Below are 15,417 nucleotides of genomic sequence, written 5' to 3'. Positions count from 1 at the left end.
TCACCATGTCGACAACGCTAACCGTCGCTGTTGTGCAGCAACCGGCGTGGCCGGACAAAGCCCAAAGCCTGTCTGCCAGTGAAGCAGGCATTCGCAGTGCCGTTGAGCAAGGCGCGCAGCTGGTGCTGCTTCAAGAACTGCATGCCACCCACTATTTTTGCCAGTTTGAAGACCCTTCGCTGTTTGACTTGGCAGAACCTTTGGATGGCCCGACCGGCCAGCGCCTGGCGGCGCTCGCTAAAGAGCTGGATATTGTCTTGGTCGGCTCGCTATTTGAGCGCCGCGCACCGGGGCTCTACCACAATACCGCCGTGGTCTATGACCGCGCCAAAGGCCGCGTTGGCCAGTATCGCAAGATGCATATTCCCGATGACCCAGGGTTTTATGAGAAGTTTTACTTCACCCCGGGGGATCATGACAGCGCCCGTGGAGAAGGCTTTACTCCGATCGAAACATCCGTGGGTCGCCTCGGCGTCTTGGTCTGCTGGGATCAGTGGTACCCCGAAGCCGCCAGACTGATGGCGCTGGCCGGTGCCGACCTGCTGCTCTACCCCACGGCGATCGGCTGGGATCCCAATGACGACGGGGAAGAGAAGCGCCGCCAAAAAGATGCTTGGACAGTGATTCAGCGCGCCCACGGCGTGGCCAACGGCTTGCCCGTACTGGTGGCCAACCGGGTTGGCTTTGAGGCGGATCACTCCGGGGTCGGCGATGGCATTCAGTTTTGGGGCGGCAGTTTTGTCTGCGGGCCGCAGGGTGAACTACTTGCCCATGCGGGGGAAGAGACAGAGCAGTTGGTCGTTACCCTTGATATGGCACGCAGTGAAAATACTCGCCGCATCTGGCCTTATCTGCGTGATCGCCGTGTGGATGCCTATGGAGACCTAACCCGTCGCTACCGGGACTAGGCTTAGACTAAACGTCGCTCGTCGCTGATGTGTAAGCCAAGCTGGGCATCAATAAAAAAACGCCTGCTCTGGATAACTTCCAGGCAGGCGTTTTTCACTACTTGCGCTTTTATGCGTTCTGGCCGGGCGTGTTACTTCCAGAAGTCACGGATCGAGGCGATCCCTTGAGCACCCACGGCACGAGCGTGGTTGGCATCAAAGCGCGTCATTCCGCCCAGTGCAAACACCGGCATACCTGCGCGTTCGACCAGTTGCTGGAAATCATGCCAACCGAGGGGCGCAACTTCGGGGTGCGATGGCGTGGTGCGTAGCGGCGAGAGACTAACGAAGTCGCATCCCAACACGGCTGCCTGGGTAAGCTGCGTTTGGTTATGCGTTGATGCCGACAGCCACTTATTTTCAGCAATCGGACGGCGCTCCAACTGCATTAAGCGCTCACTGGTCAAATGAATACCGTCGGCGTCAATCTGATCGAGCAGCGCCGGTTCACCGTTAAGCAGCAGACGAGCACCGTGCTCACGACATAGACTCAAGGCACGCTGGGCGCGGGCCAGATAAGCCGTCTCATCCAACTGCTTGGCGCGCAGTTGTACCAGGCGAATGTTGTCCTCACGCAGCGCGCGTTCCAAAAACGCATCAAAACGCTCTTCATCCAGCTCCTCACCGGTAATTAAATACTCGGTAGGCAGCCTTACCGCGCGCAGAATCGGCAAATTAGCCGCTGGGAAGGGGTAGTTGGAGAGCTCGCTCATGGGCACCCAGCGCACCGCCTGTCCCTCACGGCCAAAGGGTTCACCCGCAAACTCATGCACCTGCCATACATCAAGCAGGATATGCTTGTCGGGGTACTCATGGTGGACGCGAATCAACGGCTGGGCACAGACAATCTCAACGCCGAGCTCTTCGTGCAGCTCACGCTTTAACCCTTCAAGGCCAGTTTCATAAGGCGCCAGCTTACCGCCCGGAAACTCCCACAACCCGCCATGGTCAACGTTTGACGGCCGACGGGCGATCAGTACTTGCTGCTGATCGGCGCTGATAATGGCAGCTGCCGCGACGTGAACCCGTCGTTTTACCTTTATGCTCATAGACTCATATACTCGTTACGTCTGTATCCACTGCGCGCACCAATGCCGATGGCACCGGTGCTATCTCGCTGCGCATGACCTTTTTCGCTGCCAGTTAATCCGCTGCGAGGAACGAATAACTAGCTGCGGTAATCCGCGTTGATAGACACATAGTCATGGGAGAGGTCAGAAGTCCACACCGTGGCACTCTCTTCCCCGCGCCCCAAGTTAATGCGAATGGTAATTTCTGACTGCGCCATTACGGCACTTCCCGCTGCTTCGGTGTAGCCTGCTGCACGTCCGCCCTTTTCCACCAGGCGTACATCACCTAAATCAATCACCACACGATTGACGTCAAAGTCACCCACAGGCGCTCGCCCAACGGCTGCTAAAATACGCCCCCAGTTAGCATCTGAGGCATAAAGCGCGGTTTTCACCAGCGGCGAGTGAGCCACCGTAAAAGCCACATCAAGCGCCTCTTGACGACTTTTAGCCTCACCCACCTGAAGGGTAACGAATTTCGTTGCCCCTTCTGCATCGCGAATAATCGCCTGCGCCAGCTCGGTCATCACTCGCTGTAGGGCATTACTGAAAACGGCAAGCTGCTCTTCATCGGCGATGCGAGGGCCTGTGCCGGTCGCCGCTAACATACAGGCGTCATTGGTGGAGGTATCGCTGTCCACGGTAATGCAGTTAAACGAGCGATCGACGGTTTCACGCAGCAGATGATCCAGTAACGGTGCTTCGATAGCGGCATCCGTCACCACAAACCCCAACATGGTCGCCATATTGGGTTTGATCATGCCCGACCCTTTAGCGATGCCGTTAATTGTCACCTGCTGGTCGCCTATTTCCAGCGTGACGGTGGCGCCTTTGGCACGGGTGTCGGTGGTTAATATACCTTGCCCCGCCTGCTCCCAGGCAGCACTGTCGCTGGACAGGCTTTCAAGCGCTGGCGCAAAGCCGGCTAAGAGGCGATCCATCGGCAGCGGTTCACCAATCACGCCGGTTGAGAATGGCAGTACATCCTGTTCAGCCACGCCTACCTGCTTGGCCAGCTCGGCGCAGCAGGCTTGCGCATCGCGCAAGCCTGCTGCGCCGGTCCCCGCGTTGGCATTGCCGGTATTGATCAGCCAAAAGCGTGGCGAACGACTTTCTGCGCGACACTGCTCTAGATGCTTTTTCGCCACGACCACGGGGGCGGCGCAGAACGCATTAAGCGTAAAGACCCCAGACACCGTCGCAGTCTCTGGGAGCTCAATCACCACCACATCACGACGATTCGGCTTTTTGATACCCGCCATTGCAACCCCCAGACGCACCCCTTGCAGGGGTGGCAGCTCTGGAAAGGGAGTGTTTCCAACCGCCATGATTCTCTCCTTTAGACAAAGACCTTTTTACAGGCTGTTCAAAAACGGTCTCAAAACGGGCGCCGCTAGCTTAGTTTTCCACAGCACTGCTTATACTTTTTACCCGAGCCACAAAAACAGGGATCGTTACGACCCACTTTCGGACCCTCGCGACGCACAGGGCGGCCATCGATACCCGGTGCTTCCTGCTCGTTTTCGGGTTGCTCTGCGGCGGGAGCGTCATGGCGGCTAGCTGCTGTGGCGGTTTCCCGCGCCAGCGCTTCGCGGCGCTGTTGCTCAAGGGCGTCCACTTCCTCGGGCTGACGAACCTGCACGTGGCTCAGAATACGCGTGACATCGGCTTTAATATGCTCTAGCAGATGCTGGAAGAGCTCAAAGGATTCACGCTTATACTCTTGCTTTGGATTTTTCTGCGCATAGCCACGCAGGTGAATCCCGCGACGCAGATGATCCATTGACTGAAGGTGCTCTTTCCAACGCGTGTCCAATACTTGCAGCATGACCTGCTTCTCAAAGCGACGAATTAGTTTCTCGCCCGCCGCCTCGATCTTGGCCGCATAGGCTTCACGGTGCATAGTCTGCAGCCGCTCACGCAGTTGCTCTTCGCTGAAGCGCTCATCCTCGGCGGCCCATTTAACCACCGGCGCTTCAAGGTTGAACTCGGTTTTGAGGTGCGCTTCCAAGCCGGGTAGATCCCACTGCTCGGGCAGACTCTGGGGCGGCACGTAGTCACTGATGGCCGACTCCATCACCTCTTCGCGAATACCGATAACGGCATCGGCAACGTTATCCGCAGCAAGGATCTCATTGCGCTGGTCGTAGATCACCCGGCGCTGGTCGTTAGCCACGTCATCATACTCAAGCAATTGCTTACGAATATCGAAGTTACGCCCTTCGACTTTCTTCTGGGCACGCTCAACAGCGTTAGAGACCATCTTATGCTCAATGGCTTCGCCATGCTCAAGTCCCAATGCCTGCATCAGGCGTTTGACGCGGTCAGAGCCAAACAGACGCATCAGGCTATCTTCCAGTGACAGGAAGAACCGCGTCGAGCCAGGATCGCCCTGGCGCCCGGCACGGCCACGCAGCTGGTTATCGATACGCCGGGACTCGTGGCGCTCAGAGCCCACTACGTGCAGGCCGCCAGCGGCCAGCACGCCATCATGACGCGCTTGCCACTCGGCTTTAAGCGCATCAATCTGCTCTTGGCTCGGGTTTTGCAGCTTGGCGACTTCGGCCTCCCAGTTACCGCCGAGAACGATATCGGTACCGCGACCGGCCATGTTGGTAGCGATGGTGATCGCCCCTGGTCGACCTGCCTGGGCAATAATTTCGGCTTCACTCTGGTGCTGCTTGGCATTCAGTACGCTGAACGTCAGGCCTGCGTCGCGCATCAACTTGGCGAGGTATTCGGATGTTTCAATAGACGCCGTACCCACCAACACCGGGCGCCCGGCCTCAGTCTCGGTTTTGACATCCTTGATAATCGCTTCGTACTTCTCTTCAGCGCTCAAATAGACCAAGTCGTTGAGATCTTTACGGGCCAATGGCCGGTTGGTAGGAATCACCACGACGTCGAGGCCATAAATCTGACGAAACTCAAAGGCTTCGGTATCAGCGGTGCCGGTCATACCGGCGAGCTTTTCATACAGACGGAAGTAGTTCTGAAAGGTTGTCGAGGCTAGCGTTTGGCTTTCCCGCTGAACCGTGACGCCCTCTTTGGCTTCGACGGCCTGGTGCAAACCTTCCGACCAGCGACGCCCCGGCATGGAGCGGCCAGTGTGCTCATCTACGATCACCACCTGACCTTCAGAGACGATATAGTCGACATCGCGGTGATAGAGATGGCGGGCACGCAGGGCCGAGTGCATATGCTGGAGCAAGTTAAGGTTCTGCGCGGCATACAGCGACTCGCCATCGCCCAACAGCCCTTCAGCGCGCATCAGCTCTTCAACTTTATTATGCCCCTGCTCGGTTAACTCTACCTGCTTCTGCTTCTCATCGATTAAAAAGTCACCGACGACCGTTGCCTCTTCGTCTTCAATCTCTTCGCCCTTCTCAAGCTGCTGGGCGAGTTGATTAACGACCTTATAGAGATCGGTATTTTCATCTACCGCCCCAGAGATAATCAGCGGCGTACGTGCTTCATCGATCAGAATGGAGTCGACTTCATCGACAATCGCATAGTGCAGACCCCGTTGGACTTTATCCTCTAACGAAAACGCCATGTTATCGCGCAGATAATCAAAGCCGAACTCGTTGTTGGTACCATAGGTAATATCGCACTGATAGGCGTGGCGCTTCTCTTCACTCGTCTGACCAGAGAAGATAACGCCAACGCTAAGGCCCAAAAACTCATATAGCGGGCGCATCCACTCAGCATCACGACGGGCCAGATAGTCGTTCACCGTCACCACGTGAACGCCTTTACCGGGTAGCGCATTGAGATACACCGCCAGGGTTGCCACCAGGGTTTTACCCTCGCCCGTTTTCATTTCAGCAATACGGCCACGGTGCAGGGTCATGCCGCCCACCATCTGCACATCGAAATGGCGCATGCCCATAACGCGTTTACTGGCTTCTCGTACGATGGCAAACGCGGGGGCTAACAATGCATCAAGGGACTCACCGGCTTCTAAACGCTGGCGCAGTTCAGCGGTTTTTCCTTGTAGTTCAGCATCGTTAATAGCCTCGAGCTCCGCTTCCAAGGTATTAATATGCGGCACACTCTTGTGCATGCGTTTAACATCGCGGTCATTTTTAGAGCCCACGACTTTACGTAATAAATTATTAAGCATGAAATATCCAAATATTCACGAGCGTCCCAGCGGACGTTGCCCTTTCAATGCATGCCGCTTATCTGCGCAGCATGCACAAAGTAGATGTATTAACGACAGGCTTGGCGGGAAGGCGGGCCGCGCTGGGTCAACACATCCCGTGCCGCAACCAGCATAGTCATCGGGGCTAGCCAGTGACATAGACGCCGTAAAGGCGCAAAAGATTGGGGGCTTTGAGCCCAGCGTTGCAGGGCGCGTCGGCGCTTGGCTACCCAGTGGGACTGCGCGCGCAAAATGGCGGGCACCCACAAACAGATAGTAACGCTACGTTCGCCACCACGAAACGCATCCGCAGGGCCTAAACTGGCGGGTAAAAGGCAGCTTACTAACAGGCCGGCCAGCCACCAACGCGCTAAACCGTAACGGCGATGGCGCCGCGGCAAAGCAGATTGAACATCAAGCGTAGGTGACATGCTGTAGACCGACTCCTGAGCGTGATAAAGTGAACTAATCAGCCATTGGCGAAGGTGGCCGACGTCATTAGTCGTGGTGCCTAAAATAGCAGCACCTAGGAATTAAGCGTATGAGTATAAAGGTTAAGCGTTCGCGCGCCCAGCCCATCGCCCGTTTGCTCTCAAAGTCGGGCGATATTAATCAATTAATGCGGCTCTCTCGGCTAATTGATCAGGCTCAACGCCACCTGCGCGCCCACCTCCCCGAAGAGATGCGTGAGCATATTTTTGTGGGTGGCTTTAGCGAAGGCCGCTTAACGCTGATTAGTGGCCAGGCGGGTTGGTTGACGTGGTTGCGCTTTGAACAACAACGCTTACTGGAACTACTTCATCAATTGCCCGGCTTTGAAGGGGTCAACGGCTTTACTTTTAAAGTACGCCCTGTACGCCCTATTGTGGCGCCCCCAAGAAATACACGCAGCCTGTCAGCCGATGCAGGGAAAACGCTAGCTGAGTGCGCTGAGGATACCACCCATCCAGCGCTTAAACGCGCCTTGGAAAGGCTGGCATCTCATGCCAGTTCCCCTAAGTGACATCCTCACGGCTGCCTGAATCGAGCATGCTCTCCGACTTAACCATTGCCCAAAAAGCATAAAGCACCGCCTAAGCGATGCTTTAATAACCGAACAAACCCTAAGGCGATGCTGCATCAGGCCATTGCGGGAGCGACATAGGAAATAGGTGCCACGGCCTTCTCTTCTTCAAAGGTGACAATTTCATAGGCATCGGGTTGCGCCAGCAACTCGCGGCATAACTGATTGTTTAGCGCATGGCCAGACTTGACCCCCCTAAACTCGCCAATCAGGCTGTAACCCAACTGGTACAAGTCACCAATCGCATCTAATACCTTATGCTTAACAAACTCATCTTCGTAGCGTAGACCGCCTTCATTAACAATACGGTAATCGTCAACCACAATGGCGTTATCTAAACTGCCGCCTAACGCCAGATTATTAGAGCGCAAAAACTCTAAATCACGCATAAACCCAAACGTACGTGCGCGAGAGACCTCTTTAACAAACGAGGTGGTCGAGAAATCGATCAGCGCGGTCTGTTTCTGCTGCTCAAAAACAGGATGATCAAAGTCGATTGCAAAGGAAACCTTGAACCCTTGATGGGGTAAGAAAACCGCCTCCTTATCTCCATCAGTCACCCCTACCCGATGCTTGATGCGAATAAATTTCTTCGCCGCATCCTGCTCCAAAATACCCGCTGACTGAATCAAAAACACAAACGGGCTAGCGCTACCGTCCATAATGGGCACTTCAGGCTCGCTAACATCTACGTAAGCGTTGTCGATGCCCAGCCCGGCAAAGGCTGACATCAAGTGCTCAACGGTAGCCACCTTGACCCCATTCGAAACCAGAGCAGTACAGAGTTTGGTATCTTCAACTAACTCTGCCCGGGCAGGAACGTGTACAACGGGATCCAGATCGGTTCTAACAAACACAATCCCAGTATTAGCTGGCGCCGGACGCAAAGCCAGGTGGACTTTTTTGCCAGAATGCAGGCCCACTCCGGTGGCGCGAATGACGTTTTGTAGGGTGCGTTGTCTGATCATGGATAGTAGCCGAGCTCTTATGACGGTAATAACCGCAGGGGAAAAGTTATCAAACAGTGTTCACTTTAACAGCAAACGAGCGTTTTAGCCAATAAAACGCTCGCTCGCTGTTACAAATGAGCCTGATAACGAGATCAATCCGCCTGGCGGCGAAGAAACGCGGGAATGTCCAGATAGTCATCGGCTTCGGAAGCGCGACGCTTTTCAGGACGAGGCTTTGCTGCCGCTTCGGGTGCTTCAGCGCGGGCTGTCGCCTGTTGCCGCATGACCGTTGGCTGCTGCAACTTGCGGTAATCAGACGATTCCGCGGCTGAACGACGGGCGGGTTCCCGCGCCGCCGCTTTAGGCTTTTGCCCATCTAAACCCGCAGCCACAACGGTCACGCGCAGTTCATCGGACATTTCCATATCAATGGAGGTGCCGACGACAATGGTGGCGTCTGAAGAGGCAAACTCTTGAACCGTAGCACCTACATCATTGAACTCGCCGATGGACAAGTCGGGCCCTGCCGTGATGTTGACCAGAATACCGCGGGCGCCGTGCAGATCGATATCTTCCAGCAGCGGGCTACGGATAGCTTTCTCAGCCGCTTCGCGAGCACGGTTTTCACCCGTGGCACCACCGGTACCCATCATCGCCATGCCCATTTCAGACATAACGGTGCGCACATCAGCAAAGTCGACGTTGATGATACCCGGACTGGTAATCAGCTCTGCAATACCTTGAACAGCGCCCAACAGCACATCGTTCGCCGCACTGAAAGCCGTCAGCAACGTGGCGTTCTTGCCCAGCACGGAGAGCAGTTTTTCGTTGGGAATAGTGATCAACGAATCCACGTGTTCTGAGAGCTCTTTCATGCCCTCTTCAGCAGCGCGCATACGTTTTGGCCCTTCAAAGGGGAAGGGACGCGTTACGACGGCAACGGTAAGAATCCCAAGCTCCTTGGCGACCTGGGCCACCACCGGCGCGCCTCCGGTTCCCGTACCACCGCCCATACCGGCAGTGATGAAGACCATATCTGCGCCCACCAGCAATTCTGCGATGCGCTCACGATCTTCCATTGCCGCCTGGCGTCCCACCTCAGGGTTGGCACCTGCACCTAACCCTTTAGTGATCTCACTGCCCAACTGCAGCACTGTTTTTGCCGATACGCGTTTAAGCGCCTGGGCATCCGTGTTGGCGCAGATAAACTCAACGCCTTCAATATTACTTTCGACCATGTGGTTAACAGCATTGCCGCCACCGCCGCCAACGCCAACCACTTTGATGACCGCACTGCTCGAGGGTGCGTTATCTACCAATTCGAACATAAGCCCCGTCTCCTGAACCGCGCTTGCGGCCCTGTCAGAAATTTCCTTTGAACCAGCCTTTAATTCTTGCCAGCGCCGAATGGTCTTCCTTGATATCACGCCGGGAAAGCTCGTTTCGTCCCTTATGGGCTGCAACGACTCCCCCGTGGCTTCTTAGACCTTGCCCATGACGCGTTTCCTGCAAGGCATAATGCAGCAGACCAACGCCCGTCGCATAGATCGGATTACACACGACGTCCGCCAAACCTCTTACGTTTTGCGGACATGCGATACGAACGGGCATATGGAAAATCTCTTCTGCCAATTCGCTAACCCCTTCCATGCGCGAGGTACCACCGGTAAGCACTATGCCGGCGGCCACCATGTCTTCATAGCCACTTCGACGCAATTCGTCTCTTACTAGCGTAAACAGCTCTTCGTAACGCGGTTCTACCACCTCGGCGAGCGCTTGACGCGATAGATCACGCGCAGGACGATCACCTACGCTAGGTACTTTGATCATTTCATCACTTGCGGCTAAATGCGTTAGCGCGCAAGCGTACTTAACTTTGATCTCTTCAGCGTGCTGCGTGGGTGTTCGCAGCGCCATGGCAATATCGTTAGTGACCTGGTCACCAGCGATAGGAATGACTGCCGTGTGACGAATGGCGCCTTCGCTGAAAATCGCCATATCAGTCGTTCCGCCACCAATGTCGACCATGCAGACACCCAGCTCACGTTCATCCTCGGTGAGCACGGCCATACTAGAGGCTAGCTGCTCTAGGATAATAGCATCAACCTCCAAACCGCAGCGGCGGACACACTTCTCAATATTCTGCACCGCGTTTAAAGCGGCTGTTACCAAGTGTACCTGCGCTTCCAAGCGCACACCGGACATACCCAGTGGCTCACGAATGCCGCCTTGGGCATCAATCGAAAACTCCTGCGGCAGCACATGCAGCACTCGCTGACCTTCAGAAATGGCGCGGGCCCTTGCGGAGTCAATTACGCGCTCAATATCAGAGGGTGTCACTTCGCGCTCTTTTATTGCCACAACGCCATCTGAGTTCATGGAACTAATATGGCTGCCTGCTACGCCAACGTATACCGAGTGAATATCACAACCGGCCATTAACTCTGCTTCTTCAACGGCGCGCTGGATAGACTGTACCGTTGATTCGATATTGATCACCACGCCGCGCTTCATGCCACGCGAAGGGTGCGAACCAATACCTGCAATTTCAATTCCGCCATCATCGGTAGGTTGACCGACTATCGCGACGACCTTGGACGTTCCAATGTCCAGCCCGACCACCATATTGGATGCGTTGGGTGAGCCTGCCATGAGTCGGGAAATCTCCTTGCGTCATTGTTAAAAGTAAATATAAATAGGGTGGCGCTTAATCCAACGCTTAACATTGAAAGCGTGCTACCCGAAATAATCAGTGATGTGTCTCAGACACTCGCTAAGTACCAATAGCCGAAATTAAAAACTATTTAACCCGCGTCTGGCCCATAGTATAGAAACAATAGTCGCAATACGACTAGTGCAAACCCACAATAATAGGCTTGTGAAGCAATTTAAAGCCGATTATTGGCTTTTTCAACGATGGCAACCACTCACTTTTACACCTTATTTGCACCAAGTAATAGAAGAGTTACTCATCTTGCACAGCAAATTCACTTTCTCCATGCCATGCAACAGCAACGCCGTTAGGGTAGCGCAGATCAATATAGCGAATCTGTTCGGCCAGAGATGACAACTCACGCTGCCATGAAGCCGACAACCGTGCTAAGCGCACTTCATGCTGACGTCGACCCAACATCACCCAAGCGCCATCGTTCAACTGCAGCCGCCAGGCACCGCGCGGCTCTAAACGAAGTTGAGTAAGATGCAACGATAACTGCTCAAAGTGAAGTTTTAACCGGTGGTAATAGTCCAATACTTCTTCACTGCTGCCCGCAGGACCTGCCAGATCCGGCAAACCCGCTGGTGGCGATAAGGGCGCAAAAGCAAAAGGCTCACCTTCAGGGTTGAGTAAAAAATCATCGTTCCAGCGCGCGACGGGCTGCTGCTCAACCAGCTCAAACACCAGTGCGTTGGGCCACTCACGGGATATACGCACTTCGTTTAACCAACCTACCTGCAGCGCGCGGTTTCGCAATTCGCCTAAATCAGCCGACAGCCAAGTGGCATCAACGACCAGTGGCGCCAGCTGAGTGCGCAGGTAGTCGGCGCTGACATACTCCCATTCGCCGCGAATAGACACCCGCTCAATAGGACGATCCAGCCATAGCCACAGCGCCCGCCCACCGGCTCCCATCAGCAGCGCTAGCAGAATAATCCCCAACCAAGCATTACGCCTTTTCATAAGGCACTTTTTAATAAAGCGCTTTTAAACAAGTCATTACTCATGCTGTGAACGACTCACCTGCGGTGTTGAGTATTTGTAGCACTAGGTCATCAAAGCCGATGCCTGCATGAGCTGCCGCTTGAGGCACCAAACTATGGTCGGTCATGCCGGGTACCGTATTGACCTCCAGTAGCCAAAAACGCCCTTCGCTATCACGCATGACATCAACCCGCCCCCAACCTACCCCACCTATGGCCATAAACGCTTGCTGGCATAGCATAGCGAGCGCAGCTTCATCCTCGGCAGTTAAGCCACAAGGCAAATGGTATTGGGTGGTATTAGCAATATATTTGGCTTCATAGTCGTAGAAGCCGCCGGGAACCTCTACGCGAATAGCGGGCAGTACCTGATCACCCAGCAGCGCCACGGTATACTCCTCGCCTACGACAAAACGCTCCGCCATCACCCGAGCGTCGAACTGGGCTGCTTCGTGATAGGCCGCCTCAAGCGCTGCCTGGCTTTTTACGATGCTAATGCCCAGCGTTGAGCCTTCGTGCACTGGCTTAACGATCAGCGGCAAACCTAACTGCTCGACCACCGCTGACCAGTCCGAACTGGCAGCCAGCATAATGCTTTCAGGGGTGGGCAGCCCAACCGCACTCCACACCTGTTTAGTGCGCTGCTTATCCATTCCCAGCGCCGAGGCAAGCACCCCACTGCCGGTATAGGGAATATTCAACAGCTCCAATGCACCCTGCAGTGTGCCATCCTCACCGCCGCGGCCGTGCAGGGCGACAAAGACCACCGATGGCGCCAGTTGTTCTAAGCCAGCCAGACCACCCTCTTGGGGATCATAGCTACAGGCATCAATACCTTTACGCCGCAGCGCTTCCAGCACCGCCGCACCGCTTTTAAGCGATACTTCCCGTTCAGCGGAGGTGCCGCCATAAACGACCACGACTTTACCAAGAGAGCTGGGGGAGGCTACGTCAACGCTCACAGATCCACCTCGTTCATCGCTAGCTGTGCCTGTGCCAGGCGCAGGGAAATCCCGCCCACATCACCAGCGCCCTGGGTAATTAAAATATCGCCGGGGCGTAATACGTTGGTTAGCAGGGCAGGCAACTCATGTTTATGCTCGACAAACAGCGGGTCGACTTCGCCGCGTTGACGGATAGACCCTGCCAAGGTACGCCCCTCAGCGCCAGGAATAACCGCTTCACCCGCACTGTAAACATCCAGCAGCACCAGCGTGTCGACTTGGGAAAGCACCCTGACAAAGTCTTCGTATAAATCGCGGGTACGGCTATAGCGATGGGGCTGATATAGCATGACCAGACGACGCTCCGGCCAGCCAGCGCGAATCGCCTGGATCACCATATCAACTTCACGGGGATGGTGACCATAATCGTCCACCAACATGATATCACCGCCACCTTTAGGCGCTGGGAAGTGACCATGTACCTGGAAACGGCGCCCTACACCGGCAAAACTTGCCAGACCGCTTAGAATAGCACTATCACTCACGCCAGCGTCGGTAGCGACAACAATCGCGGCCATGGCGTTTAAGGCATTGTGGCGACCCGGCATAGCCAAACGCACGTCTAACGGCACGGCGCCCCCAGGGCGTAGCGCGGTGAAGGAGACTTCACCACCACGCTGGGCAAAATCAACGATGCGATAATCGGCATCGCTATCAAAACCATAAGTCACGAACTGCCGCTTCACCTGCTCACACAGCACACGTACATGAGGGTCATCGATACACAGCACTGCTAAACCATAAAACGGTAAGTTGTGCAGGAATTCGATAAAGGTACTTTTTAGCCGCTCAAAGTCGCCGCCATAGGTCGCCATATGGTCAGCATCAATATTGGTAACAATCGACACCATTGGCTGTAAGTGCAAAAACGATGCGTCGGACTCGTCGGCTTCGGCAACCAAATAGTCACCTTCACCTAAGCGGGCATTGGCACCGGCACTGGTCAGCTTGCCGCCAATCACAAAGGTGGGATCCAAGCCACCTTCGGCCAATAGGGTCGCCGTTAAGCTGGTCGTAGTGGTTTTACCATGGGTTCCCGCCACGGCGATACCGTGACGAAACCGCATTAGCTCAGCGAGCATCTCAGCACGACGCACCACCGGCACACGGTGCTCATGGGCCCAGCGAATTTCTGGATTGGTTTCATCAATGGCACTGGACACCACCACCACATCTGAGCCTTGCACATTGGCCTCAGCATGGCCAATCGCCACACAGACACCACATTGACGCAACCGCTCCACGACTGAAGAGGTTTTCACGTCACTGCCGCTAACGGTGTAGCCCTGATTGGCTAGCACCTCGGCAATACCACACATACCTGCGCCACCAATACCGACAAAATGGAGCCGCCGAATCCGGCGCATGCCGGGGCCTGCGGTGGTACGTGCGGGTGTCATGTTATTGTCCGAATCGATCACGCAGAGTCTCCTAACGGCACCATCACCAAACACCCTTCAGCCAAGCGTTTTGTGGCATCTAAATGGGCGGCCTGGCGTGCATTTGCCGCCATTGCCGCCAGGGTATTTGGGACGAGCAATTGGTTTAAAAATTCGCTTAACCGCTCAACGGTCAGCTCAGACTGAATTACGCACTTGGCGGCCCCCGCCTTGACGAGCACTTGGGCGTTGATGCGCTGATGGTCATCGACAGCAAACGGGAATGGTACCAACAGTGCCGGCTTAGCCGCCGCCGCCAACTCCGCGACGGTCAATGCCCCCGAGCGGCACACCACTAAATCAGCCCACTCGTAGGCAGCGGCCATATCATCAATAAAAGGACTCACCTCAGCGCTCACGCCGTGCTGCTGGTAATTGTCTGCAGTCGCCTGCTCACGCCCCTTACCTGCCTGGTGGCGAACCTGGGGGCGCTGCTCAATGGGCAGTGTCGCCAGCGCAGGAGCCAAACGTTCGTTAAGGGCTACAGCCCCGAGGGAGCCACCCACCACCAACAACCGCAGGGGCCGGGAAGCGAGCGTTGCCTCGTCTCGCGGCAAACTCCCCAGAGCGGCAATGTCGTCACGCACTGGGTTGCCAATGACATCGGCACGTGCCCCAAAGGCCTCAGGGAAAGCGGCATAGGTTCGTTTAGCCAGTCGCGACAAGACGCGATTGGTCAGGCCTGCCACGGCGTTCTGCTCATGAATAACCAGCGGGACGCGCGTCAACCATGCAGCCAAGCCGCCGGGACCACTGGCAAAGCCGCCCAATCCGACCACCACTTGAGGCTTGAACTCGCGAATAACCGCACGCGCTTGCAGTACCGCACGGCTAAGGTTCAGTGGTGCTTTTAGCCAGCCCATCAAGCCATTGCCGCGCAGTCCGCTAACCGCAATTGTATGCAATTTAATACCCGCTTCAGGCACCAGGCGATTTTCAATACCTCTAGGGCTACCCAACCACTCAACGTCGACCTGCTCCGCCTGTAAAGCATTGGCGAGTGACAATGCTGGAAACACATGGCCACCAGTGCCACCCGCCATAATCAGTACTCGTCGGCTAACGTTCGTTGTCACATCAAACTCCTGATAACACCAC

General features: G+C 55.4%; 13 protein-coding genes. 2 read left to right on the top strand and 11 right to left on the bottom strand.

The features are described 5' to 3' along the window. The first annotated feature begins 5 nt into the window (after window positions 1–5). Window positions 6–908, top strand: coding sequence for a carbon-nitrogen hydrolase (locus ACFIOZ_RS08590; protein ID WP_386083264.1), 903 nt, complete (start codon window positions 6–8; stop codon window positions 906–908). A gap of 131 nt (window positions 909–1,039) precedes the next feature. Here the strand turns inward: ACFIOZ_RS08590 and ACFIOZ_RS08585 are convergent, their stop codons facing one another. The 4 genes from ACFIOZ_RS08585 to ACFIOZ_RS08570 form a co-directional block, all read right to left on the bottom strand. After that, entirely contained in the window at window positions 1,040–1,996 is a 957-nt protein-coding gene (locus ACFIOZ_RS08585) for a Nudix family hydrolase (RefSeq protein ID WP_386083263.1), read from the bottom strand. 119 nt (window positions 1,997–2,115) lie between these two features. Continuing rightward, on the bottom strand, window positions 2,116–3,345 hold the full coding sequence (gene argJ, locus ACFIOZ_RS08580) for a bifunctional glutamate N-acetyltransferase/amino-acid acetyltransferase ArgJ (RefSeq protein WP_386083262.1): 1,230 nt from the start codon (window positions 3,343–3,345) through the stop codon (window positions 2,116–2,118). 65 nt (window positions 3,346–3,410) lie between these two features. Beyond that, complete coding sequence (secA, locus tag ACFIOZ_RS08575; RefSeq protein ID WP_386083261.1) at window positions 3,411–6,143, bottom strand: preprotein translocase subunit SecA; 2,733 nt, start codon at window positions 6,141–6,143, stop codon at window positions 3,411–3,413. An 89-nt stretch (window positions 6,144–6,232) separates the two neighbouring features. Further along, on the bottom strand, window positions 6,233–6,595 hold the full coding sequence (locus ACFIOZ_RS08570; protein WP_386083260.1) for a hypothetical protein: 363 nt from the start codon (window positions 6,593–6,595) through the stop codon (window positions 6,233–6,235). Window positions 6,596–6,705: 110 nt separating this feature from the next. Between ACFIOZ_RS08570 and ACFIOZ_RS08565 the strand changes: the two genes are divergently transcribed. After that, the gene (locus tag ACFIOZ_RS08565; protein WP_386083259.1) at window positions 6,706–7,167 is read left to right on the top strand and encodes a DUF721 domain-containing protein; all 462 of its coding nucleotides are present in this window, start codon (window positions 6,706–6,708) and stop codon (window positions 7,165–7,167) included. Window positions 7,168–7,283: 116 nt separating this feature from the next. Here ACFIOZ_RS08565 and lpxC read toward each other — a convergent pair whose 3' ends face one another. From lpxC to murG, 7 genes are all read right to left on the bottom strand, one after another. Continuing rightward, window positions 7,284–8,195, bottom strand: a complete 912-nt coding sequence (gene lpxC / locus ACFIOZ_RS08560) for a UDP-3-O-acyl-N-acetylglucosamine deacetylase (protein WP_088698606.1) — start codon at window positions 8,193–8,195, stop codon at window positions 7,284–7,286. Between the two features lie 134 nt (window positions 8,196–8,329). Continuing rightward, the gene (ftsZ, locus tag ACFIOZ_RS08555; RefSeq protein ID WP_226249799.1) at window positions 8,330–9,505 is read right to left on the bottom strand and encodes a cell division protein FtsZ; all 1,176 of its coding nucleotides are present in this window, start codon (window positions 9,503–9,505) and stop codon (window positions 8,330–8,332) included. 34 nt (window positions 9,506–9,539) lie between these two features. Next, the gene (gene ftsA, locus ACFIOZ_RS08550) at window positions 9,540–10,829 is read right to left on the bottom strand and encodes a cell division protein FtsA (protein ID WP_088698604.1); all 1,290 of its coding nucleotides are present in this window, start codon (window positions 10,827–10,829) and stop codon (window positions 9,540–9,542) included. A 313-nt stretch (window positions 10,830–11,142) separates the two neighbouring features. Then, the gene (locus ACFIOZ_RS08545; protein WP_386083258.1) at window positions 11,143–11,856 is read right to left on the bottom strand and encodes a cell division protein FtsQ/DivIB; all 714 of its coding nucleotides are present in this window, start codon (window positions 11,854–11,856) and stop codon (window positions 11,143–11,145) included. Between the two features lie 40 nt (window positions 11,857–11,896). Continuing rightward, the gene (locus ACFIOZ_RS08540; protein ID WP_386083257.1) at window positions 11,897–12,838 is read right to left on the bottom strand and encodes a D-alanine--D-alanine ligase; all 942 of its coding nucleotides are present in this window, start codon (window positions 12,836–12,838) and stop codon (window positions 11,897–11,899) included. Further along, a complete protein-coding gene (gene murC / locus ACFIOZ_RS08535) occupies window positions 12,835–14,280 on the bottom strand; it encodes a UDP-N-acetylmuramate--L-alanine ligase (protein ID WP_386084029.1) in 1,446 nt (481 codons plus the stop codon). Before murC ends, ACFIOZ_RS08540 begins: the two co-directional genes overlap by 4 nt. Window positions 14,281–14,297: 17 nt before the next feature. Beyond that, a complete protein-coding gene (murG, locus tag ACFIOZ_RS08530; RefSeq protein ID WP_386083256.1) occupies window positions 14,298–15,395 on the bottom strand; it encodes an undecaprenyldiphospho-muramoylpentapeptide beta-N-acetylglucosaminyltransferase in 1,098 nt (365 codons plus the stop codon). Between the last annotated feature and the right edge of the window lie 22 nt (window positions 15,396–15,417).

This window comes from Vreelandella sp. F11 (assembly GCF_042466685.1).
Taxonomy (GTDB): domain Bacteria; phylum Pseudomonadota; class Gammaproteobacteria; order Pseudomonadales; family Halomonadaceae; genus Vreelandella.
The sequence above is the reverse complement of the archived record's forward strand: the minus strand, read 5'-3'. Positions and strand labels throughout refer to the sequence as shown.

Coding starts and splice junctions, on each gene's coding strand:
- ACFIOZ_RS08590 (WP_386083264.1), top strand. CDS start 6: ATGTCGACAACGCTAACCGTCGCTGTTGTGCAGCAACCGGCGTGGCCG.
- ACFIOZ_RS08585 (WP_386083263.1), bottom strand. CDS start 1,996: ATGAGCATAAAGGTAAAACGACGGGTTCACGTCGCGGCAGCTGCCATT.
- argJ (WP_386083262.1), bottom strand. CDS start 3,345: ATGGCGGTTGGAAACACTCCCTTTCCAGAGCTGCCACCCCTGCAAGGG.
- secA (WP_386083261.1), bottom strand. CDS start 6,143: ATGCTTAATAATTTATTACGTAAAGTCGTGGGCTCTAAAAATGACCGC.
- ACFIOZ_RS08570 (WP_386083260.1), bottom strand. CDS start 6,595: ATGTCACCTACGCTTGATGTTCAATCTGCTTTGCCGCGGCGCCATCGC.
- ACFIOZ_RS08565 (WP_386083259.1), top strand. CDS start 6,706: ATGAGTATAAAGGTTAAGCGTTCGCGCGCCCAGCCCATCGCCCGTTTG.
- lpxC (WP_088698606.1), bottom strand. CDS start 8,195: ATGATCAGACAACGCACCCTACAAAACGTCATTCGCGCCACCGGAGTG.
- ftsZ (WP_226249799.1), bottom strand. CDS start 9,505: ATGTTCGAATTGGTAGATAACGCACCCTCGAGCAGTGCGGTCATCAAA.
- ftsA (WP_088698604.1), bottom strand. CDS start 10,829: ATGGCAGGCTCACCCAACGCATCCAATATGGTGGTCGGGCTGGACATT.
- ACFIOZ_RS08545 (WP_386083258.1), bottom strand. CDS start 11,856: ATGAAAAGGCGTAATGCTTGGTTGGGGATTATTCTGCTAGCGCTGCTG.
- murC (WP_386084029.1), bottom strand. CDS start 14,280: ATGACACCCGCACGTACCACCGCAGGCCCCGGCATGCGCCGGATTCGG.